This window comes from Paenibacillus sp. KS1 (assembly GCF_001680695.1).
In the GTDB taxonomy this organism is placed as follows: Bacteria; Bacillota; Bacilli; order Paenibacillales; family Paenibacillaceae; genus Paenibacillus_B; species Paenibacillus_B suaedae.
In genome coordinates, this window is the sequence record NZ_MAIS01000024.1 from 11,883 (window position 1) to 35,711 (window position 23,829).

Genomic DNA, 23,829 nt, shown 5'->3' on the forward strand with positions numbered 1-23,829 from the left:
ACGACTGTTAATCTGCATTTCTTCTATATAAAGAGAAAAAGCTCCTCACTGGTTGAATTCCCACGAGGAGCGAACATATCACATCGAGATCCGTATAGACCGCATATAGATGCAATCCATCTGATCTTATTGTTCCGCCAGTTGTACCGCTTGTGTAATGAATTCATCCAGCTTGCCCTGCTGCTTCAAGCGTTCAAGCGTCTTATTCACTTCATCACGCAGTTTCACACTGCCCTTGCGTACTCCAATTACATATCCTTCACTTACTGGCTTCAATTCCACCGGCGCGACAGCGACTTCCTTGCGATTCGCAGCAAATGCCGCTGCCACAGGCTTCTCCACAACGACAGCCTCTAAACGATTCGACTCCAGTGCAAGAACGAGGTCGTTCACCTTATCCAGCATTTCCTTCTTCGCATCAGGGATTTGCTGAACGACATCCTCGAAGGTTGAGCCAAGCTGTACGCCGATCTTCATGCCCTTCAAATCTTCAGGTGACTTGTACTTATCCTTGTCTGCAGCACGTACAATAACCCCTGCTTCCGCCAAGTAATAAGGTGTAGAGAATTCCATTGCATTCTCCCGCTCCGGCGTTGGATCTAGTCCCGCGATTGCGATGTCAATCTTGCCTGTCTTCAGTTCCTCTGGCAATGACGACAGTGATGTATCCTTAATCTCTAATTCAGCGCCCAAATCCTTCGCAATTTCCTTCGCTATCTCAATATCGAAACCGACAATTTGATCCTTGCCGTCGATTGTTTTTCGGAATTCAAATGGTGGATAGTCAGCACTCGTGCCGAGTACCAGCTTTTTATTCTCTTGAACAGTTGCTAGACGGTCTTCCTTCGCACCGCAACCAACTAATAATGATAGAATGAGTGTGCATGCTGCAACAATTTTTAATGATTTCATTTGCTCCAACCCCGCTCTGTATATGTGTAATATTCCCCGCTCGCTCTTAGTGAGGTAACATCATTATACACGTAGATGTATAGTTATACAACCATTATTTCTTAGGAATTGGTTATTAAAGTAGAATATTAGCGCACAACTCTTCCATTTTATAATACATTGGTCAATTATGGCAACATCCAAACTAACCTTCTTGCTTCTTGCGGAATAGCGGGAGACTAATTGTGATAACTGTGCGCCCTGGCACAGATTCAATGATAAGGTCTCCTTCATGGCGCTCAACGATACCGTAGCAGATGGACAAGCCTAGTCCTGTCCCCTTCTCCTTCGTCGTGACAAAAGAAGTTCCTGCCCTGGCTAAAACCTCGGCTGGGAAGCCTGGCCCTTCATCTTCAATACATAGAAGAACTCTATCCCCTTTCATACGAGTTCGAATCGTCAACATCTGGTTTTCACTCATCGCTTCAAGTCCGTTCCGAATGAGATTGTGAAGAAGCTGCTTCATCTCTTTCTCATCCATTTCAATTGAAGGAACTGGTGATATGTCCAGACGGATATCCTGGCAGTGTGCCGATGCTGATGCTTGCACAAGCGGGTATAATTGTGTAATGATTTCATTCAAGCAATGAGGACGAAATTGGACGAATTTATGTCTAGCCAAGGTCAAATACTCCGTAATGATCGTGTTCGCCCGCTCAATTTCCTCCATCATCGTACGGAAATAGACATGCTCATCCGCATGCTCCGGCTTATTGCGAAGCAGCTGCAGAAATCCCTTGATTGTCGTTAGCGGATTTCGAATTTCATGACTAAGCGCGGCAGCCATCTCTCCCACAACCTGCAGCGCGCTCATACGCTTCATTTCTTGCTCCATCTGTGCCTTCTGACGCAGCGCCTCACTCATCCGATTCATATCTGAGCCGAGCTGGCAAAATTCATTATTGGATTCGATTCTCACTGTCACGTCATAATCCCCACCGGCAATACGATGAGACGCCTCGACTAATTGATGCAGTGGAGTCACGATCAAACGACGGATCCACCAGTTTATTAGGAAGTAAATCGCAATAATAAGTAAACTGATCGTAATTAGGGTTACGACCCATACGTAAAGCAACACGTTGCTAATAACTCCCGCAGGCAGCATAATGATTGCTCTCCAGTTCGTCTCCTCAAGCGGAATTGAGAATATATACATAGAGTTCCCACGATAGTCATCAATGATAATAGACTCCTTAGAGTCATTTACTTTGCGTAATAAAGTCGCTATATCTTCATTAAGATTGGTGTATATATTGTCATAAATCGTTCGTTCTTCATCTGGGTTATATAACAAATTGCCTTGTAGGGAAGTAAGTAGAATCTTGCTGCTGGGGTGTACACTTAGCTTGTTAGCTAACTGCTTCAAATCGCCAAACCGTATATCAACTCCGGCCACACCGAGCAGTGTGCCTCCTGAGTCGTATACAGGCGTGCTGACGGATATCATCGGTAGGTTTACATAAGGATCAATGTATGGTGCTGTTAAATAGGTTCCATTCTTCTTCACTGAACCATGATAATAGTCGTATTGCGGGTCATCTCGATACTGTGGCAGTGACTCGTCCACATGTTCTTGTTTATTGAAATTACGGAGCAGACCGGATTCATCATGACCAAACCAGGATGTAAATTTCTCCTTCCATTTCGAACCGGTCTGCAAGGTGAACCAGTACCCGAATACGAGGTTCTTCGGTTGAAATGCATACCATTCTGTCAATTGATTCACTTCAGCCTTGATGCGCCCAGATGTGTCGAATATGCCCTGAATGACTCTCGCATATGTCTCAACCATTAGCTTGTGGTGACGAATGGCCGCTTCAACATCGTGAGCGGCCATCTTAACTTGATTCAAATAATTGTTCTGCATGCTCGTCTCAATAATCGAACGAACAGCTGCATACGAAAATGAAAAAATAATGGCCAACGCAGCAACTATTGTCGTCACTACCCGGGCGCTTAGTTGGCTATGTATCGTTCTAAACATAACATCCTCCGATTGACAATTGTCAAGACAAGATATCGTAGCCCGTTACAGTCTGGATGATATGTACGCGCGCAGTTCTTCTAAGTCGAATGGCTTCGAGAAGAAGCCAATCGCTCCTGCCGCCTTCGCTTCGTTAACCTTGTCTGCATCGCTATAGGCAGACATCATTATGACTTCGGTATCTGGACGCATTGTACGAACCGTATGCAGTACATCCAGGCCATTCATATCCGGTAGGCTCACATCCATGAGCACAATTTTACTTGGACACGCACGCATTGAATTAAGCGCCTGCTCTCCCGTCTCTGCTTCCCTTACTTCCAGTGGCAGTTCATCCAGTGCTTCCTTCAATAGAATCCGTATAGGCATCTGATCTTCCACGACAAGAATGGAGCAGTGACTCGCCACGTCTTCAGCTTCGTCCATCTGTGCATGCGTAAGCGCATTACGATCTACCGTAACCGCAGCTTCTTGTACACATGAACGCTGCTTGATGACAAAGTATAAGTAAATGATAAATGGGACAGACGCGGAAAATATAACGAATAAAAATAGTTCCACTATCCTATCCTCCTTCCGATGAGGACGACAACAATCGAGTTATTACGACAACATCATGGATGATTATGATACATATTATAGTATGTTTTGTCGAAGTAAGATATGCTATTTTCTTAATTTCCCCGAAAAAAAGACCTCTGCATGAAATAATCACGCAAAGGCCGTATAAATTCAAATGATATTCGAAGAGATCATGAATCCCTAGATTCCTCTATAGCATCTGCTTCAATCGGCATGTTGACTGGCAACGTCACAATAACCGTCGTCCCTACCTCAGGCTCACTTTCGATGGACATTTCTCCTCCATGAGCCTTCACCAATTCGTACGTAATCGCCAGTCCGAGCCCTGTACCGCCATGACTAGGATTCACCTGATAGAACTTGTCCATTACTTTGGTCAAGTGTTCTTCGCTTATTCCAATTCCTTGGTCAACAATACGAACAACCACTTTCTCAGCATCCCACGACGTATGAATCGTGATCACCGACTCTTCTGGGGAGAACTTGACCGCATTATCAATCAGATTCAGGAATACTTGCTTCAATCGATTTGGATCCGCATTCAGAATTTGCTCGTTGCCTCTGACGCGTTCCTCCAATCGAATTTGCTTCTTCTCTGCTTTCATTCTCACTTGCAGAATCGTGTCTTCGATAATTGTCGCGATGGATACCTGCCGCCAGTGGAACTGCAATTTATTCTCCTGCAGCTTCGAGAAGTCTAGCAATTCCTCAACAAGACCAATTAATCGATCCGTTTCCTTATGAATAACGTTCAACCCCAGCTTCGTCTCCCCTTCATCTAACGGACCAGACAGCAAGGTCTCGCTCCATCCCTTGATTCCCGTCAATGGAGTCCGCAATTCGTGAGAGATCGATGAGATAAAGTCATTCTTTAATTGGTTGCTTCGCACAATCTCATGAGCCATGAAGTTGAGTGTCTTAGACAGCTCCCCAAGCTCGTACTTATATCCATCCTTGGCTCTGACATCGAATCGTCCCCGCGCCATCTGAGCGGATACAGCCGTAATCTCATTAATTGGCTTCACAATCGAATTCGCCAGCCCAAGGCTAATCACTAATACAATGATTAATATCGTAATCGAAATCAGTATAGACACGAGCACAATGCTATTCAACTGACTGTTCACTACTTCTAGTGAGGTGACAAGTCTGACAATGTAGCTGATGTCGCCTCTCTCTAACAATGGAGCAGACACAGCCATTATCGACTCACCGGTTCCAGGCTGCTTGCCGATCCATTGTTCCAGCTTCCCTTGCTGCTGTACAGTAATCACATCTAGTGAGTTGATCGGCTTGTCGATTCGGAACCCACTGGAGGAGATAAGCACCTTCCCAGTCCGATCCAGAATTTGCACCTCGGCGCCCGGCAATTTGAATAATTCGAGCAGCTCCGGCAATATGCCTTGATCATCTTCACTGGAACTAAGACTTATATATTGCTGATAGTATTTCGTCGTTACGGATGCATGGTTAGTTAAATTGCTGGATACTGAATCATAATAATACGTTCGCACCGAGATGAGAAAGACCACTTCCAGCATCAGCATCGTCATAAAGACGACGATGAAGTAATGCATGACTACCGAGCGGCGTATGCCCGGCTTAATCAAGGAGTTGTTCCCTTCCATTTGTACCCGTGCCCCCATACCGTTTCAAGAAATCTTGGTGATGATGGCTCATCCTCAATTTTTTGACGCAAACGGCGAATGTTTACATCCACAATCTTAGGATCACCCATATAATCCTTGCCCCATACATGATCAAGCAGTACGTCTCGACTTAATGTCATCTCTTCCTTCTCCATGAAAAACTGTACCAGCGAGAATTCCGTAGGAGTTAAATCGATTGCTTGATTATTTTTGGTAAATCGTTTCGCAATTAAATCAAGTGAGAACGGACCAGATTGATACACTACCTTCTGGGTAGTGTGCTGATAAGAGCTGACCCTGCGCAGCAAGGACTGAATGCGCGCAACGAGCTCAGTAGGACTGAACGGCTTGCTCACATGATCATCCGCACCAACAGATAAGGCATATACTTTGTCCTGTTCCTGCACCTTAGCAGTCAGGAAGATGATTCCGAGCCGCTCATTCTGTTCCCTTACTCGTCTACACACCTCAAAGCCATCAATACCCGGTACCATCACGTCTAGTAGTGCGATATCTATCGTCGGATCGCTCATGATCATTTGATAAGCATCATTGCCGTTATCTGCTTCCACCACATCGAATCCATTGCGTTTTAAATTAATGACAATAAAGCTGCGGATTGATTCTTCATCTTCAAGAATGAGTATTTTCGTCATCTCTACTTATCTCCTTACTTCGTTTCCTTTAAGAATCACTATCACTTTTGTCTAGTTCTGGTATTTTAGGAACCCCTTGTTTCGCATTCAATGGCTCCTTGCTGTAAATGCCGATAATCTTGTCACCAAACGAACTGAGGTACGTCCATTTCTCCTTATAAGACTCCCATGCCTCAGGTGTAAAGAATCGGATAATGGCGAACGTTTCGTTCGTATGAAGATCGACAAAGCGGAGCATTTCATCTTTTTTCGATTTTGTATCCACAGTCACACGTCCATACCAAGATTTTGGGAAAGTCAAATGGAAGCGATCCATATGGTCGCGATATTGCTTCTCCACTAACTTCAAGCCATGCTGTCCATCCCATTGGAAGAAGTTCGTAAAATAAGGGATTTCATGAGATTGATACAGATCCCAGCCGTGAGGCTGCTCGGGAATACCGATCTCAATAATGCCATCGCCGTTCATGTCAGAGCTCTTAATACCTCCCCATTTGCTTTCCGTTAAGCCCTCTTGCAACAAGGATTCAAGGATATGATCCTTATTCATTCCGATAATATTTGATATATAGTAGTTGGCCCCTGAATCTGCATCAAGCACGAGTCCTTTGCGGTCTTTTGATATAAATCCAGACACCATATTCATGTACGCATTAGCATTAGATGATAACTTCACCTCATGAAATTTAACCATCCTGCCATTTTGGTAATCGAATGAAAAGAGGACTGGTATTTGACCTGAGCGGTTATTCAATATAAACAATCGATTCTTACCGCTCTGATCCAGATCATCGATCACGAATTGAGAATATGGCTGTTCGAACATTCTGACCATCTCTGTGTCTGTGAATCGATACACAACAAGTCCCTTATTCAGCTTCGGGTCATTGCTGCCATAACCTACCACAAGCTCCAGATTCTTATCTCCAGTCAAGTCAACCAGTTCAACCCGGTCTAACTGAGTACCCTCACCGTCGAAGTCGAATACCTTCGTCCATGTGTCACCATCTGATTTAAAGATCATACCATGGATTCGGACATCCTTATCAGGCGTCTCATAGAACACAATCGCCTCACCTTTGCCATCATTGTTCAAATCCGCAATGCGAATCGTGCTGCGATCGTCTGCATTGCGAGGCCGGATGATATTTGCTCCTTCAGGCTTTTGGGAGTCAATAATCGATTTTAAATTCGCTTTATCTGTCGACAATCGTGGTTCCTTAAGCATGGATTTGGGGTCTTGAACCCACTGACAGCCGCTTAACATGACACTAGCCAGTAGAAGGAGTAGCGATGCTTTTCGTATTGTTCGGCTTTTTATCATACATGCCATTCCTCCTTTGATGCTTCTATTATTCGTTCTTTCGTCGAAACACATTACGTATCATCTATGTAGCCTATTTACAGGCATACTCTCTCATTATAAAAAAAAAGAGTCACCTAATGGTGACAAACCCGTGACAAAGCGATGATTCATTGGGAAAGAAACTTCCTCCTTGCTCAGCACACATGCTTCGTACTATATTTGAGCCTCGATGCTTACCTCGATGCTTAGTATGACAACTTATCTATAATGCCATTATCCGCTTTAATGTCGTTCAACTCGTATACTGATATCGGGAAGTACAGAAATCCATATACATACGCCGCAATTTCGTACAACTGGAAGAAGAGAACGAGCGATTTATCCGTCATATAGAAATCTTGATCCGGACGAATCGACTTGAATGGCTCTAGCGTCTGGATATCCCGCATTTTAATCTGTGCGGCGACATGCTTAGACAACACGTCTACGTAAGGGGCCCCCGGCTTGAACAAATCAGGTAGCTTTATCAGCTTGCCTGTCTCCGTCTCAAAGGTCAATCCACGCTGATAGGTCATCCCATGGGCTGCATGATAGGGATAGTCATATACACTAACAGTAAGACTAAGGTATCCTCTTTCGTTTAATTTGATTTCGTACCAACCTTGCACCTGAATATTCTTCGGATCTTCCTCGTAGCCGGAAGTACGAATTAATTCCCTGACCTGCTTTTGTATGGTATGATTCATACGCTCCGCCGCTTGTGGATGCTTCGGATCCACAACGACAGGAACGTACACCTCCAGGTTCGGCTTGCGAATAACATGAGGCTCGATCGGAATCGGCAATGGATACAGCATAAATAAAGCCACCTCCTACGGATGCGTGAGTGTTCGGAGAGAAAAGAACGTTCTTCCCCCACCTTACAACATATGCATCCATAAGAGATGGCGTGACAATTGCCTATTTACTTATTCCAAATCTTCATTATAATATGAGAGCCTTCTCTGATTGAAGAAGCCGTCTGCCCTTCACATCGACTGCGATAGTGCCGTCATGAATTCCCCACAATCGTGTAGCAAATTTCTCTGCTAGTTCAACCTGATGAAATACCGCAATAACAATCTTGCGCTGCTTCGTACACAGGTCTCGGAATGTCGACAATACAGATTCAGCCGATTGCGGGTCTAGTCCGAGAACAGGCTCATCTGCAAGCAGCACGTCTGCTCCGTGTACAAGCGCCCTGGCAATGGCAATCCGCTGCTTCTCCCCACCACTCAGATCACTACACTTCTTATGGGCCTTGTCCAATAGGCCAAGCTGTTCAATGGTATCCATTGCCCCCATGTAGTCGTCTGAGCGTATCATTCCGGTAGCCATTCTCCATAACGGAGTTTGATGGAAGCGTCCGATTAAGACGTTCTTCAATGCCTTGCGATTGTCCGACAGCACTGGGTTCTGTTCCAAGTAGGCGAACTCCCGCTTCACCTTGCGTCTTCCGCTCAACTGCTGCGCGAAGATATCCACACCGTCAACGACAAATTTGCCGCTTGTCCATCTCTCCTGAAGCGCCAAACATTTCAGCAGTGTCGACTTCCCGCTGCCGCTCGCACCTACTACACCAATGAACTCGCCCGGCTGCACCTCGAAGCTAATATTTTTCAATACCTTCTGTTCAGGAGGGTACTGCTTCACTAACTGATCTACTCTAATCACCGTCAAGACTCCTCTCCATTCCGACAATGGCAGTTCGCTGCTTGATTGCTGCGAGAGACTTTTTATATGTGCGCAGCGATTCACGAACATGTACTCTTAGTGTAAGGAAGGTAGCCCCTAACTTGCAAGCGTTTTATTGCGCCGTCTGAAGATGAAGCCGAGTAGTGAGAATCCAATATACCAAGCCCCGAGCAAGTAGAACATGCTTCCAATTGATACGTATTGAATCCCAATGCCCGCTAAATTCGGCCCAATGATGCTCCCTAAGCTGAAGTGAATGGATGCAATCACGTTAGCGGACGGCAAATATTCCTTAGGCAATATGTCTGCTGCATACGCGAGCCCTAATGAGAAGAAAGAACCAACCAAGCCTCCAACGAGCATGAACATAATGAGAATTCCCCAGATGTTCGTACCCACAAACGGGATGATAAGGAACCCTAATCCCCCCAAGATACCGCATGCCATCAATACTTTTTTGCGGTCGATGCGGTCGCTAAGCATGCCTAACGGCAGCTGCAGAATAAGTCCCCCGATCCCGAAGAATGGAAGCAAATACGATATCCAATGCTGTTCCATGCCGAGACGAAGCGCGTATACAGGGAAGTTGCTATTCATCGAGGCTTCCATGTAACCGTATAGGAATGCTGGCATCAGAGCGAACCAGGCCCATTGGTAGGAACGGCGATAGCGTTTCTCCGGTCTCGATCCGTCCTTCATCATCGCAGCTTCTTCATTTGGCAGCTTCACATATACAATTGCCATAACAATGAGGAACAGGAGAACAATCGCGATGAACGGTGCTGAATCATGGATAGACAACAAATTAATGCCTAATGGCCCGAAGCTGAAGCCTACCCCATACGCCATCCCATATAGGGAGATGTTTCTTCCCCGTCGATTCGCTGGACTGACTGACACGGCCCACAGCTGTGTCGCATAATGCAGCGCGCTGTCACCTAGACCAACAACAATTCGCAGAACGAACCATACCCAAATGTTCGGGAAGAACGGAAATAACGCTAGTGCGATCGTAACCGACACCATACCGGCAAGCAGCATTTTCTTATAGCCGAGCCGAATGAGTATCCGCTCTACTAGGAACATCATGGAGAATACCCCTAAGTAGAGGGCGGTAGCATTCAATGCATTCAGATCGGATGGAACCCCCATCCGCTCCAAGAAGATCGTAAGTAAGGGCAGCAATAACCCCTGACTAAGACCTGTAATCATAACAACAATAATCAGAATTATAAATTTCCAAGTTGGGGAATCTGTCGTGTTCCGCCAAGATGCCATTCTTAAACCTCCCCATTTATCTCTATCAAATGAACATTTCACAATTATAGTAGACAATGCTATGCAATACAATTCATAATAAATGTAGACATTCATTGTCATTACCAAGGAGGCTACGCAGGCATGACCTATCATGTTCGTATCGACTGTTCATCGGTATATGAACTTATTGGAAGCTTCATGCTATTTGTACACCGCAAATGGATTCGCAATGTTGACAACGGCATGACGTGGGTACGTCAAGCAGAGCAAATGATGCCCAGTGAATGGGACAAGCATGCTAGTCAGGTGAAGCGTTATTCACTAACGGATTATGACATGCTGTATGCTATAGCGCTTGAATATACAGGCGGCAGTCATATTACAGGGTACATCGAGCATCTGGAACAGACAACTGATCAGCAATGGAAGCACGTTCAGGAGCAGTATGGCCTGCTAGAGATTTCGCTCACCAGAGAGGATTGCCAACGATATTATGTACCCGCATTGAAATGCTGGTATGAGCATTACATCTCGCACACCTTGCCGCAATGGGAGCCTATTTTGCTGCAAGATGCGGATGAGAAGCGGCTCTTAATGAGCAAAATAACTCCAGAAGAAGTTGTCGAAGTTGCAACGAATGGCATCGTCATTCGTGATGAGAAGAATCATATTCGCGAATGCATTCTTGCTCCAATGTGGCACTATCGTCCTATGAACAATACGTGCACGTTTAAGAACAAGCTGCTTGTCCTGTACGCGGTTGACGAGCCCGCTGAAGATGATTGCATGCCGTCTCACAGCTTGCTTCGGATGACGCAAGCACTTGCTGATCAAGAACGGCTGCAGCTGCTACGTTTCGTTAGTCAAGGTTCACGCTCATTTGCTGATATCCAACAGCATCTCTCCTTATCCAAAGGAACCGTGAAGCATCATTTGGCCGTTCTTCGTTCCGCTGGATACATACGTACCTATTGGGACGGCGATTCGGAATCCATCGCCCTTCGTCGGGAAGGGTTGTCCGACTTGTCCGTATTTCTAGAAGATTATGTGCAAGTACAATTGTAACGACTGACAAAGTATGCGTAATGGAAGGTTATCGCTATCCTCCTCACGCTTGTCATGTCTGAAAGGCGCAAGGAGGAAATCACATTGACTACATCAATGCCAAAACAAACAATACTGTTCGACATGGACGACACGCTCATTTATTGCAACAAATACTTTGACATTGTCATTCATCAATTTTTGGATACGATGACGACTTGGTTCAACTCATCGAACATGAGCGCGCAAGAAATCAAGTCCGTCCAATCTAAGTTCGACATCGCTGGCGTACAGAAAAACGGGTTTCAGAGCGAGCATTTCCCTCGTTCCTTCATTGATACGTACGACCACTTGTGCAACTTGACAGGCAGAGATTCCACTGAAGAGGAGAAGGAACAGCTCTGGAAGCTCGGACTTAGCGTGTATGACATGGAAATTGAGCCTTATCCAGGAATGGTTGAAACACTAGAACTGCTTCGTGATCAAGGTCATGAACTGTACCTGTATACAGGCGGCGAGCCTGTTATCCAGCAGCGCAAGATTGACCAGATGAAGCTGTCCGCCTACTTCGGAGATCGCATCTTCATTCGTCAGCATAAGACAGCTGAAGCATTAGCAGAGATTGTAAAGGAGCAAGGCTTCTTACCTGCCAATACATGGATGATCGGCAACTCCGTGCGGACAGATGTACAGCCCGGCCTCTTAGCAGGACTTCATGTCATTTATTTAAAGCGTCCGAATGAGTGGCTCTATAATGTCATTGACATTGAGATCGAGCCCCAGGGAGCGCTGTACACTTTAGAGAAGCTTGCTGACGTACCTCGTGTTATCGAGGAATGGCTGCTCACTTCCAAGCTGAGCTAGATCAAGCAGACCCAAGTTCACTTCGGAACACAACATGAAGAAGCCATGCTGTCTCGTTTCCACCCTATGATACGGGCATGTGGCTTCTTCATGTATGCTTCTAATGGAGAAACGGATATTCGTGTTCCGCTATTCTTCAACCACTTTCAAATCCCCAGTTGATCGATTGGCTAGAACCAATCTTCCTTTCACCGTTGCATTTCCTCTGGTAAAGCTAAGCTTCTTCGTGCTTCCCTTCTCCAATAGCTCACGCATCATCACCGGAGATATCGTCTTTCCTGTAGCCAACTGCTTTTTCCACACAACGAACTTGCAGCCTAGCTTATAGTTCGAACAGCCGAACCCCTTGCGCCCTTCAATTATCGTACCGCCACAGCCCTCACGAGGACATATGCCGAAGGTTTCAGGTGCTGCATGTTGTCCGCTTCCTTCTGACGAGCGGCTAGAGCCAGAAGCTTGCGTCGCCGAACTCTTCACTTTGGAGCTCTTCGATGTCTTGGCGCTGGTTTGCGGCTTGCCTCTCCCCTTGGATGACTTGTCCGATTCGATCAATGCAAGTACTTCCGCTGATACAGGGCTTTGCTTGCCGACACAATCAATGACATGAAGCGTAAACTTGCGCACAGCTTCCATGAATACATCTTCCGATGCCTCTCCTCTGGCAATCTGCGTTAATCGTCTCTCCCATTGCCCCGTCATCTCTGGTGAGGTTAGAAGATGTACCCCTGCCCCGCGAATCAGCTCAACAGCTGTCTTACCTTTGGTTGCGAGTGTAAGACGTTTGCCAGTCATCAAGATATATCCGACTTGCTTCAGCCGTTCAATTGTCGCCGCCCGCGTCGCAGGGGTTCCCAGCCCTGCATCCTTCATTACTTCACGCAGTTCTTCATTGTCCAGCTGCTTCCCTGCGCTTTCCATTGCCTTCAGCAATGTGCCCTCTGTATAAGACTTTGGCGGCTGTGTTTCCTTAGCAGCCATCTCCGCTTCGCGACAATGCACAGGCTGATTCTTGTCCAGGTTGAACTGCTCCGTATCGTTAAGTTCCTCTACTTGATCCGAGGATGATTGAGAATCCCCTTCATCCTCATCTTTCTTTTTCGAGCGCTTAGTGCGGGACTTCTCCTTATCATGATCATATAGGAGCTTCCAGCCCCGTATTCGCCATTGCTTCATGCTCGTCTTGAATGATTCCTGCTCGACCTCGGTTAACACCGTATAAAGTGTATACTCTGCAATTGGATAGAAGTGCGCCAGCAAGCGACGAACGATTAAGTCGTAGATTTTACCTTCTTCAGGCGATAAGGTGCCCGGGCGCTTCGTCGTTGGCAGAATGGCATGGTGATCCTCAACTTTGTCTGGGTTGCACACGCTGCGGTTATTTTTATGAACCCGACTCGGTTCTGCTTGCGCCGCCAAGTCCGCATAACCCGGCATACTCATTAGCATCTTGAGCGCCTGATGCATGCCTCCAATATTCTGCTCCGTCACATAGTTCGAGTTCGTCCGCGGGTACGTAATCGCCTTGTGCTTCTCATATAATGCTTGGGCTATATCCAGTGTCTTCTTCGCCGAGAATCCAAAACGCGCGTTAGCATCCCGCTGCAGCAGTGTTAAATCATAAAGCTTGTACGGATACTCCTTGCCTTCTTTGATCTGGTAGTCGGCAATTCGTCCGCTCTTCCCTCTCACTTTGTCAGCAATCTCAGTCGCCTTTTGCTCGTCCGTAATTCGGTCGCCCTGTCTAGTTCCCTTATAAGTTGTATCTCCCTGCTGAAATACAGCTGTAACCTCATAATAGGATTCGGATTGGAACGCCGCAATCTCCTGCTCCCGGTCATAAATAAGCGCAAGGACTGGTGTCTGAACGCGTCCAACCGACAATAGTGCCTTGTGCTTCGTTGTAAAGGCGCGAGAAGCGTTCATCCCAATAATCCAATCTGCCTGACTTCGGGCTCTTGCTGCAGCTGTAAGCCCTTCATAATACTCTGCACCCTTCATCTCTTCGAATCCTCGGCGAATCGTGTCTGCTGTCAGGTCGGATATCCATAAGCGCTTAACGGGCTGCTTCCATTTGTAATGCTGTTGAATTAGGGCGAAAATATATTGCCCCTCGCGCCCGGCATCGCACGCATTCACGATTGTATCGCATTGTTTCGCCAACTCACCGATCATTTTCAACTGATCCTTCGTGCGGCGTTCCGCCACGATCTTGAAGCTGTTCGGTAGAATCGGCAGATCGTAGAAGTTCCATCGTTTATATTTCGCATCATAGGCTTGCGGCTCTGCTAATCCGAGCAAGTGGCCGATTGCCCATGTAATAATGTAGTGATCTCCTTCAATATGCGTTCGGTGCTTACGGCCCCTTGGCTCGATGACAGAAGCGATGTTGCGTCCCATATCAGGCTTCTCAGCCACGACAAGTGTCTTCATCCTACCACCTCTTTCCATACACAACAGAAGAAGCCGCGCATGTGAGAATAAGCGCAGCTTCTTACTAACGTTACTATGTTCTATTATTCACTACTTTCGCATTTAAGGCAATAGTGTAGTTCCCATCAAATATCGATCCACTTCTCTTGCAGCCTCTCGTCCTTCATTGATCGCCCATACGACGAGACTCTGTCCACGGCGCATATCTCCTGCGGCAAATACTTTACCTACATTCGTCGCATACTTGCCATAGTCGGCCTTCACATTCGTCCGACGATCGGTTGCCAGTCCGAGTTGTTCGACAATGGTCTGTTCCGGACCATCGAAACCGATCGCAATCAGCACGAATTGTGCTGGGAATACGCGTTCCGTACCGGGAATCGGCTGATAAATTTTCCGTCCATTCTCATCGACAATCCGTTCAATCTGCACCGTGTGCAGTTCCTTCACCTGTCCATCTTCATCACCGACGAACTTCGTTGTCATGATGGAGAATTCACGAGGATCTCTGCCATACAAGGCTTTGGCTTCCTCATGGGCATAGTCCAGCGTGTAGACGTTCGGGAACTGCGGCCAAGGATTTGTACTTGCATCTCGTTCTAGCGGAGCCTTCGCATGCGTACCAAATTGTGTAACACTGCGACACCCGTGACGGAGCGCAGTAGCAACGCAATCGGTTCCGGTATCTCCGCCTCCGATGACGATAACATCCTTGCCTTCCGCATTAATATACTGACCATCCTCCAGATTGGAGTCAAGATAGCTCTTAATCGTACCATTCAAGTAATCCATCGCATAGTGGATTCCGTGCAAATTGCTTCCTTCTATTTGGAACTCACGCGGCTTCGTTGCACCTCCGCATAGAACTACCGCATCATGAGAGGCAACTAACTGATCAGCTGGGATGTCCTTGCCAATTTCCGTATTCGTCACAAATTGAATGCCTTCCGCCTCCAATAGCTGAATGCGGCGATCTACAACTTGCTTCTCCAGCTTCATCGTTGGAATCCCATACGTGAGGAGGCCGCCAAGACGATCTGAACGTTCAAAGACGGTTACGGAATGGCCGGCTTTATTTAATTGCGCGGCGCAAGCGAGGCCAGCAGGTCCTGATCCTACAACAGCCACATGCTTACCTGTTCGCTGTGCTGGAGGCTCGGGCTTCACCCAGCCCTCTTCAAATCCCCGTTCGATGATAGCTTCTTCTATTGTCTTAATCGTAACTGGCTGTCCGATTAGCCCCACCGTACAAGAGCCTTCACATGGTGCAGGACATACACGCCCTGTGAACTCTGGGAAGTTATTGGTCTTGTGCAGGCGCTCAAGTGCCTCCTGCCATAACCCACGATACACGAGCTGATTCCATTCTGGAATCAAATTGTGCACCGGACAGCCTGATGTTCCTCCCGTCAGTTCAATACCTGTATGACAATATGGGGTTCCGCAGTCCATACAGCGGGCGCCTTGTGTGCGAAGCTCTTCTTCACTTAAATGCTTATGGAACTCTTCCCAATCCTTCAGCCGTTCCAATGGATCGCGATCAGCCGGAATCTGACGGCGATACTCCATAAATCCAGTAGGTGTTGACATGCGATTTCCTCCATCCGTCCATCCGTATATTTGTATGAGTAAGGTTGATTGGTCATTCTTTTGTTGCTTTTTCATGGATTTTCATGCAGACATTCATTGCACTCTTCGACATGTTTTCAACCTATCCTACTCAATTTACGCCTATATTCCAATGGAGTCATGAACAAATCATTTGCATTTCTTCACACAAAAGCACATCAACACATTTACGATCTCAATTATTTTTTGCGTACAAAAGATTGGAACAGATGATCGAATTCATTCTTCTCATCAACGATTCCTGGCTCTTCCCACTCAAGCTCCCATACACGCTCATCGTATTCTGGGAAATGCTCGTCACCCTCGAATGTCTGCGCGATTCGCGTAACAAGCAGCTTGTCCGCATACGGCATAAACAAATTATAAATTTGGGCTCCGCCAATAATCATCACTTCTTCATCTTGAGCAAGCTCAAGCACGGGAGTGATGTCCGAGATAACCTCAGCGTCATCTGTACGCCACGCTGGGTTGCGCGTCAAGACAAGATTGCGCCGCTTCGGGAGTGCTCCGTTCAGCGAATCATACGTTTTACGCCCCATCACAACGGTCTTGCCTTTTGTATTCTCTCGGAAAAACTTCATATCATTCGGCAGATGCCACGGCATTCCATTGTCCTTGCCAATAAGCCGTTGTTCGTCCATCGCCCATATCATCGTAATCGACAATTTCAATTCCTCCTTTGATCGTTCTTAGCAGAGTCACAGAAGTCGAATGTAATATTCGTGCGCGTTATTGCACAACAACCATCGATTACACAGCGACAGGCGCTTTGATTGCTGGATGATATTCGTAGCCTTCGAACTCAAAGTCCTCAAAGCGGTAATCAAAGATTGATTCTGGCTTGCGCTTAATGACCAGCTTCGGAAGCGGCAATGGATCGCGCTGCAACTGCGTATTCACCTGTTCCAGATGATTCGAGTAAATATGAACGTCTCCACCGCTCCAGACGAACTCGCCTACTTCCAAATCACATTGCTGCGCCACCATATGCGTTAACAGCGCATAGCTTGCAATGTTGAAAGGCAAACCAAGGAACGTATCTACAGAGCGCATGTTCAACAAGCAGCTCAGCTTTCCATCTGCCACATAGAATTGGAAGGAATAATGGCATGGAGGCAGCTTCATCTGATCGACCTCGCCTACGTTCCATGCGGATACGAGCAACCGGCGGGAATCCGGATTCGTCTTAATTTGTTCAATCACATTCGCGATCTGGTCAATCGTACGACCGTCTTTCGTTTCCCAGTTCCGCCATTGCGAGCCGTATACAGGGCCAAGATTGCCGTTCTCGTCCGCCCACTCATCCCAAATCGTTACCTTGTTCTCCTTCAAATAGCCGATATTCGTATCGCCGCTAAGGAACCACAACAACTCATGGATGATCGAACGAAGATGCAGACGCTTCGTCGTTACGAGTGGAAATCCTTCATTTAGGTCAAATCGAAGTTGGCGACCAAATACGGATATCGTACCTGTGCCTGTACGATCTTCTTTTTTCACGCCATGATCCAAAATATCCTGCAATAATGCCAAATATGATTTCATTCTCTTTTCACTCTCTTTCCTCACCGTTCTGAAGTGTCTCTTACCTAGTGTACCATTCCAGAGTAAAAAAATCATCGGTATCCCATTCCATTATCATCATCGTGTTAATCGGTTACGATAGCGCTATTGTGTGACGCTCATTGAATCTCTCTCGAAAATGGAAGCTTAATCAAAGAAAAATCCGGCCATCATATGCCCGGATAAGAAAAAAGATAGAATTCACGAAATACCCAACGTTAAAATAACGTCACCCCTATTGACTCACAATGGGCAAACCGTACAGAATGTCTTATCGTTATTCTTCGAATTTATGACCACATTCTGCACAGAAGCTCGACCCTTTATCACTTGCTACCTGACACACAGGACATACAACCATCACTTTTATATCTACAACTTCCTCTTCTGAAAAATGCCCTACAAAATGATGTCCGCAGCCTGAACAGAACTTTGTATCTAATGTAGCAGGTTTACTACAAGACGGACACAGTTTCTCATTCTGCACCGTACGAATCCGATTTTCAACATCCTGAACTTCTGCTTTCTTCTGATTGATCTGTTCACTAAACAGCAGCAGTTGATCGCTTATTTCTTCTATTGTCCCATTTTGCATGGCATGATACACACATTCTCCCATACGACTGTAAATACCCGTAATTTCTTTTTCCTTTGAAGAGATTTGAAATTTCAACCGATTTACCTCTATCGTGGACTGTGCTTTTTTTCCTGCTTCCGCTGCACCTTGCTTTAATTTATCAAAAAAACTGCTCACCGTAATCCTCTCCATTCCGTAAATGTGTACTGATCATGATAACTTTGGATATTAGTAATATAGAGAAAAACATCTCTGTTTATTACATGAATCACCTTACATAACCAGTACTATTCACATCTCGGTAAAAAAAAGCCCCCGCAGCGCTGCTGCAAGGGCAAAAGCAAATCAAATATATAAACAGAACCGTAACAGAACGTATACAGAACCCTCAGAGAGAGAGGGGATTACTTACCTACTGTGTGGATTGGGTGACCAAGAACAACTTCAGCAGCTTCCATCACGATTTCACCAAGTGTTGGGTGAGCGTGGATTGTCAACGCCAAGTCTTCTACAGTTGCAGCCATTTCAACTGCTAAGCCCATTTCTGCGATCAAGTTCGATGCTTCAGGACCTACGATTTGAGAACCGAGGACGATACCTGTGTCAGCATCGGATACGATCTTCACGAAACCGTCAACGCTGCCGCCGAGGGACAACGCACGACCGTTACCTGCATAAGGGAATTTACCAGCTTTTACTTTGAAGCCTTTTTCCTTCGCTTCGGATTCAGACAAGCCTACGCTTGCGCACTCTGGATCTGTGAAGCATACTGCAGGGATGCACTTGTAATCTACAACACTAGGCATACCGGAGATTGCTTCTGCAGCCACTTTACCTTCGTAAGAAGCTTTGTGAGCCAATGCAGGGCCAGCAACGATATCGCCGATAGCGAAGATGTGCGGAATGCTTGTGCGTCCTTGGTGGTCAACTTCGATCAAGCCGCGATCAGTCATTTTCACGCCTATCATGTCCAGACCAAGCTCACCGTCAGTGTTCGGACGACGACCAACTGTTACGAGCAAGTAGTCAGCTGTCACTTCTTTGGACTCGCCGCCAACTGTGAATTTCACAGTAACGTCTTTGTCTGTTTGTGTAGCAGATTCTGCTTTCGCACCAGTGAAGATCTCAACATTGGATTTCTTCATGTTTTTCGATACAAGTTGTGTCATGTCTTTGTCGAAGCCAGGAAGAACCATGTCCGCGCCTTCGATAACAGTTACTTTCGTACCGAACTTGGAGTACATTTGACCAAGCTCAGCGCCGATGTAGCCGCCGCCGATAACGATCATGGACTTAGGAACTTCTGGCAATTCCAAAGCTTCTGTCGAAGACAGGATGCGTCCAGTGAATGGGAAAGGCTTCAATTCGATTGGACGGGAACCAGTTGCGATGATGCAGTTTTTGAACTTGTAGCGCGGTGCTTCTTGATCGTTGAAGACACGTGCTTCATTTTCATTGATGAACATGCATTCGCCTTTGAAGATTTGAACTTTGTTAGCTTTCAACAAAGCGCCTACGCCGCCAGTCAATTTCTTAACTACGCCGCCTTTAAATTCTTGCACTTTTGTGAAGTCCACTTTTACGTTTTCTGCAGTAATACCGATTGCAGAAGCGTGTTGTGTTACTTCATATTGGTGTGCAGCGCTGATAAGCGCTTTGGATGGGATACAACCGCGGTTCAAGCACACACCGCCGAGTTCGGATTTATCTACGATGAGTACGCTTTGGCCGAGTTGGGCAGCGCGAATCGCTGCCACGTAACCGCCAGGGCCTGCCCCGATAACCAAAGTGTCAATGTTCAAAGATGCGTCTCCTACTACCATTTGGTTACACCTCCATAACAAGCAACTCAGGATTAGCAAGCAGTTGCTTGATGTAGTTCATAAAGTTTTGAGCTGTCGCGCCATCGATCAGACGGTGGTCGAAGCTGAGGGACAATGCCATAACTGGCGCTGCCACGATTTCGCCGTTCTTCACAACTGGCTTCTCGGAGATACGGCCTGTACCCAAGATTGCAACTTCTGGGAAGTTGATGATTGGAGTAAAGAACATACCGCCAGCGGAACCAATGTTTGTGATTGTGATTGTGCTGCCTTTCAGTTCGTTCGGAGCAAGTTTGCCTTCACGACCGCGGCTAGCCAAATCTTTAATATCGTTAGCGATCATCCAGATGCTGCGACGATCTGCATCATTGATTACAGGAACCATCAAGCCGTTGTCTGTATCTGTTGCGATACCGATATTGTAGTACTTTTTGTACACGATTTCGTTGTTTGCTTCGTCGATCATTGCGTTCATCGCAGGGAATTGACGGCAAGCTGCAACGAGTGCTTTTACGATGAATGGAAGGTAAGTTACTTTTGTACCTTTCTTCTCCATCATTGGCTTCAAGCGTGTGCGGAATGCAACAAGCTCGCCAACTTCCACTTCGTCCATGATTGTAACGTGTGGAGCTGTGTAAGCCGATTTAACCATTGCATTCGAAATCGCTTTGCGGATACCTTTGAATGGTACACGCTCTTCTTCAGCATCGCGTCCAGTTGCTGCTGCCGCTGGAGCTGCTTTTTTCGCTTCTTCAGCTTTAGGAGCTTCAGTTGCTGCTGGAGCTGTTGCAGGTGCTCCGCCGTTAGCGAATGCTTCTACATCTTCACGAGTGATTTTGCCGTTCTTGCCAGTAGCAGGAACTTCAGCAATGTTCACGCCAAGATCACGAGCATGCTTGCGAACGCTTGGAGTTGCAAGTACATCACGGTTAGGTGCTGCTGCTACGCCTTCAGCTTTAGGAGCTTCAGCTGCTGCTGGTGCAGGAGCTGCTTCCTCTTGAGCTGCTTCTTCTGGCATATCTTGCTCAGGAATTTCACCTTCAGCGTCGATGATCGCTACTACTTCGCCCATGTGGCATACTTGACCATCTTTCGCGAATACTTCCAATACCGTACCATTTACAGGGCAAGGAACTTCAACGATAGCTTTATCGTTTTGTACTTCCATGATGATATCATCATCAGTTACCTTGTCTCCTGCTTTAATGTGCATTTTGATAATTTCGCCTTCGTGAAGGCCCTCCCCTAGTTCAGGGAAGCGATACTCAAATTTAGCCACAGTAAAATCCTCCTTCTCTCTGTTCCGGTTCTATCTTAGAAGTTCAATACTTTGTTGACGCCTGCTACGATACGAGCTGGTGATGGCAACCATTGATCTTCGATTTGTGCGAAAGGATACACTGTATCTGGACCTGCAATTCGAAGTACAGGTGCTTCCAAGTGAAGAATCGCTTTTTCGTTGATTTGTGCAATAACTTCTGCAGCTACGCCGGAAGTCTTTTGCGCTTCTTGTACCACAATTGCGCGGTTCGTCTTCTTGATAGACTCAACGATTGTGTCGATATCAAGCGGCGCCAATGTGCGAAGGTCGATAACTTCTGCTTGCACGCCTTCTTTTTCAAGTTCAGCAGCAGCTTTCATTGCTGTGTGAACCATCAAGCCGTATGCAAGAATTGTTACGTCTTTACCTTCACGAACAACTTTGGCTTTACCGATTTCAACTGTATATTCGCCTTCTGGCACTTCATCACGGAATGCATGATACAAGTTCAAGTGTTCCATGAAGAATACTGGATCATTGTCACGGATTGCGGAAATCATCAATCCTTTTGCATCGTAAGGGTTGGAAGGAACAATAACCTTGATACCTGGTGTTTGTACCATCAAACCTTCAAGGGAGTCTGTATGCAATTCTGCAGCTTTTACGCCGCCACCGAATGGTGTGCGGAATACGATTGGCGAGTTGTAGCGGCCGCCGGAACGGAAGCGCATGCGTGCTGCTTGAACGCACATTTGGTCAAGTGCTTCATAGATGAAACCTACGAATTGGATTTCAGCAACAGGACGGAAGCCTTGAACGCCCAAACCTACTGCCATACCGCCGATTGCGGACTCTGCAAGCGGAGTATCAAATACACGCTCTTCACCAAATTCTTTTTGCAAACCTTCAGTCGCACGGAATACACCGCCGACATGGCCAACGTCTTCACCAAAGACCACAACATTAGGGTCTCTTTTCAATTCAACGCGCATTGCGTCGCGAATTGCTTCTTTCATATTCATTTGTGCCATTGCTTGTTTCCTCCTTACCGTTATCACAGAACCATATATGGATTCGTTGTCCTCGCATCAACGAGGCCCGTTAACTTTCAGAACGCTGTTCGAATTATTGGAAATCCGCTTTTTGCTCTTCCAAGAATTTCGGAGTAGTTTCGAACATGCTGTCGATCAAGCCTGCAACAGTCATTTTCTCTGTTTTTTCAGCACGTTTGATTTCTTCGTTCACTTTTGCTTTTGCTTCATCTTTTACGCGAGCTGTGTCTTCTTCTGTCCAAAGACCTTTTTTCTCCAAGTATTTGCCGAAGCGCACGAGTGGATCTTTGATTGCCCATTCTGCTTCTTCGTCTTTTGTACGATATTTTGTAGTATCGTCCGCCATGGAGTGTGGACGGTAACGGTAAGTCAACGCTTCGATCAACGTTGCGCCTTCACCTTTGCGTCCGCGTTCTGCAGCGATTTGAACAGCCTTGATAACGGCAAGTACGTCCATGCCGTCTACTTGCATGCCATGGATACCTGCTGCAACGGATTTATGAGCGATCGACTTCGCATTTGTTTGTTTCGCAAATGGAGTTGTGATTGCATAGCCGTTGTTTTGTACGAAGAAGATAACTGGCAAGTTGAATGCGCCTGCGAAGTTCAAGCCTTCGTAGAAATCGCCTTCGGAAGAACCGCCGTCACCTGTGTATGTGATTGCAACCTGTGCTTGCTTTTTCAACTTGAAGCCCATTGCAATACCCATCGCGTGCAAGATTTGCGCGCCGATGATGATTTGCGGCATCATTACGTTAACGCCTTCTGGAATTTGTCCACCATGTTGATGACCACGGGAGTACAAGAAAGCTTGGTACAAAGGCAATCCGTGCCATACGATTTGCGGCATGTCACGATATGCTGGTACAACAAAGTCTTCTTTTTGCAAAGGATATACGCTACCTACCATGGAAGCTTCTTGACCGGACACCGGTGCATAGAAACCAAGGCGGCCTTGACGGCCAAGGTTGATTGCGCGATCATCCCATGTACGTGTAAATACCATACGGTACATGATTTCTTTCAATTGTTCGTCAGTCAGATCCGGAACCATATCCGGGTTAACAATTTCTCCTTCCGGAGACAAGACGGACAACGGTTGAATCTCTTCCGTCTGAACTTCAAATGGGAACTTGCTCATGTTTTTCACCTCAATAAAAGTTTGAAGATTTTGTTTCGCTGTTATAGAATTATTATACACCTGTTTTAGTCGATTGGTCAAAAGAAAACGCGAAAAAAGTGAACATTTTGTTGAATTGTTGTTATAACAGCTGTTGTTTCGGACTATAACAGGGTGTTACAAATTTGTGAACTCACTCACATAGTCGATACTTGTTCGCGGACATTATATAGTAGAAAGTCAAAGATTCTTATTTCTTTCCTATAGCGAGTCCCTAATCAAGACCATCGAAATTAGTATTCACCAACATTGATAAAATTTTGCATGAGGCGGTGCTATGC

20 protein-coding genes are annotated in these 23,829 nt (G+C 46.3%); 2 read left to right on the forward strand and 18 right to left on the reverse strand.

Features of this window, described 5'->3' with window-relative positions:
- Positions 1 to 126: 126 nt before the first annotated feature.
- The 9 genes from BBG47_RS10250 to BBG47_RS10290 all read right to left on the reverse strand — a co-directional run bounded on the left by BBG47_RS10250 (position 127) and on the right by BBG47_RS10290 (position 10,143).
- Positions 127 to 912 (reverse strand): transporter substrate-binding domain-containing protein, encoded by a 786-nt coding sequence (locus BBG47_RS10250; RefSeq protein ID WP_021253868.1) that lies wholly within the window; start codon positions 910 to 912, stop codon positions 127 to 129.
- A gap of 184 nt (positions 913 to 1,096) precedes the next feature.
- The gene (locus BBG47_RS10255) at positions 1,097 to 2,938 is read right to left on the reverse strand and encodes a HAMP domain-containing sensor histidine kinase (protein ID WP_065291664.1); all 1,842 of its coding nucleotides are present in this window, start codon (positions 2,936 to 2,938) and stop codon (positions 1,097 to 1,099) included.
- Positions 2,939 to 2,983: 45 nt separating this feature from the next.
- Positions 2,984 to 3,499: a response regulator gene (locus BBG47_RS10260; protein ID WP_083189218.1), complete on the reverse strand. Its 516-nt coding sequence runs from the start codon at positions 3,497 to 3,499 to the stop codon at positions 2,984 to 2,986.
- A gap of 191 nt (positions 3,500 to 3,690) precedes the next feature.
- Positions 3,691 to 5,148 carry a sensor histidine kinase gene (locus tag BBG47_RS10265; protein WP_083189219.1) on the reverse strand — a complete coding sequence of 486 codons (1,458 nt, stop codon included), beginning with the start codon at positions 5,146 to 5,148 and terminating at the stop codon, positions 3,691 to 3,693.
- A complete protein-coding gene (locus tag BBG47_RS10270; RefSeq protein ID WP_021253872.1) occupies positions 5,127 to 5,825 on the reverse strand; it encodes a response regulator transcription factor in 699 nt (232 codons plus the stop codon). Before BBG47_RS10270 ends, BBG47_RS10265 begins: the two co-directional genes overlap by 22 nt.
- A gap of 28 nt (positions 5,826 to 5,853) precedes the next feature.
- The gene (locus BBG47_RS10275) at positions 5,854 to 7,149 is read right to left on the reverse strand and encodes a hypothetical protein (RefSeq protein WP_254659796.1); all 1,296 of its coding nucleotides are present in this window, start codon (positions 7,147 to 7,149) and stop codon (positions 5,854 to 5,856) included.
- Between the two features lie 227 nt (positions 7,150 to 7,376).
- The gene (locus BBG47_RS10280; protein WP_065291665.1) at positions 7,377 to 7,988 is read right to left on the reverse strand and encodes a DUF3298 and DUF4163 domain-containing protein; all 612 of its coding nucleotides are present in this window, start codon (positions 7,986 to 7,988) and stop codon (positions 7,377 to 7,379) included.
- Positions 7,989 to 8,115: 127 nt separating this feature from the next.
- Positions 8,116 to 8,844 carry a phosphonate ABC transporter ATP-binding protein gene (locus BBG47_RS10285; protein ID WP_065291666.1) on the reverse strand — a complete coding sequence of 243 codons (729 nt, stop codon included), beginning with the start codon at positions 8,842 to 8,844 and terminating at the stop codon, positions 8,116 to 8,118.
- A 117-nt stretch (positions 8,845 to 8,961) separates the two neighbouring features.
- Complete coding sequence (locus BBG47_RS10290; RefSeq protein ID WP_021253876.1) at positions 8,962 to 10,143, reverse strand: MFS transporter; 1,182 nt, start codon at positions 10,141 to 10,143, stop codon at positions 8,962 to 8,964.
- A gap of 123 nt (positions 10,144 to 10,266) precedes the next feature.
- On the opposite strand from BBG47_RS10290, the gene BBG47_RS10295 reads away from it, so the two are divergent.
- Together BBG47_RS10295 and BBG47_RS10300 are read left to right on the forward strand one after the other, a co-directional pair.
- Positions 10,267 to 11,190 carry an ArsR/SmtB family transcription factor gene (locus BBG47_RS10295; protein WP_065291667.1) on the forward strand — a complete coding sequence of 308 codons (924 nt, stop codon included), beginning with the start codon at positions 10,267 to 10,269 and terminating at the stop codon, positions 11,188 to 11,190.
- An 84-nt stretch (positions 11,191 to 11,274) separates the two neighbouring features.
- The gene (locus BBG47_RS10300) at positions 11,275 to 12,033 is read left to right on the forward strand and encodes an HAD family hydrolase (RefSeq protein WP_254659797.1); all 759 of its coding nucleotides are present in this window, start codon (positions 11,275 to 11,277) and stop codon (positions 12,031 to 12,033) included.
- 129 nt (positions 12,034 to 12,162) lie between these two features.
- Here BBG47_RS10300 and BBG47_RS10305 read toward each other — a convergent pair whose 3' ends face one another.
- The 9 genes from BBG47_RS10305 to pdhA form a co-directional block, all read right to left on the reverse strand.
- A complete protein-coding gene (locus tag BBG47_RS10305) occupies positions 12,163 to 14,463 on the reverse strand; it encodes a type IA DNA topoisomerase (protein WP_065291669.1) in 2,301 nt (766 codons plus the stop codon).
- Between the two features lie 102 nt (positions 14,464 to 14,565).
- On the reverse strand, positions 14,566 to 16,053 hold the full coding sequence (locus tag BBG47_RS10310; protein WP_065291670.1) for a glutamate synthase subunit beta: 1,488 nt from the start codon (positions 16,051 to 16,053) through the stop codon (positions 14,566 to 14,568).
- Between the two features lie 218 nt (positions 16,054 to 16,271).
- Positions 16,272 to 16,757: a dihydrofolate reductase gene (locus tag BBG47_RS10315; RefSeq protein ID WP_065291671.1), complete on the reverse strand. Its 486-nt coding sequence runs from the start codon at positions 16,755 to 16,757 to the stop codon at positions 16,272 to 16,274.
- An 85-nt stretch (positions 16,758 to 16,842) separates the two neighbouring features.
- On the reverse strand, positions 16,843 to 17,637 hold the full coding sequence (gene thyA / locus BBG47_RS10320) for a thymidylate synthase (RefSeq protein WP_065291672.1): 795 nt from the start codon (positions 17,635 to 17,637) through the stop codon (positions 16,843 to 16,845).
- 295 nt (positions 17,638 to 17,932) lie between these two features.
- Positions 17,933 to 18,409 (reverse strand): zinc ribbon domain-containing protein, encoded by a 477-nt coding sequence (locus BBG47_RS10325; protein ID WP_065291673.1) that lies wholly within the window; start codon positions 18,407 to 18,409, stop codon positions 17,933 to 17,935.
- 227 nt (positions 18,410 to 18,636) lie between these two features.
- The gene (gene lpdA, locus BBG47_RS10330) at positions 18,637 to 20,055 is read right to left on the reverse strand and encodes a dihydrolipoyl dehydrogenase (RefSeq protein WP_021261328.1); all 1,419 of its coding nucleotides are present in this window, start codon (positions 20,053 to 20,055) and stop codon (positions 18,637 to 18,639) included.
- A gap of 4 nt (positions 20,056 to 20,059) precedes the next feature.
- Positions 20,060 to 21,334, reverse strand: coding sequence for a dihydrolipoamide acetyltransferase family protein (locus BBG47_RS10335; RefSeq protein ID WP_021253885.1), 1,275 nt, complete (start codon positions 21,332 to 21,334; stop codon positions 20,060 to 20,062).
- 35 nt (positions 21,335 to 21,369) lie between these two features.
- Positions 21,370 to 22,347, reverse strand: coding sequence for an alpha-ketoacid dehydrogenase subunit beta (locus BBG47_RS10340; RefSeq protein WP_021253886.1), 978 nt, complete (start codon positions 22,345 to 22,347; stop codon positions 21,370 to 21,372).
- 94 nt (positions 22,348 to 22,441) lie between these two features.
- Entirely contained in the window at positions 22,442 to 23,509 is a 1,068-nt protein-coding gene (pdhA, locus tag BBG47_RS10345) for a pyruvate dehydrogenase (acetyl-transferring) E1 component subunit alpha (protein WP_021253887.1), read from the reverse strand.
- Positions 23,510 to 23,829 lie beyond the last annotated feature (320 nt).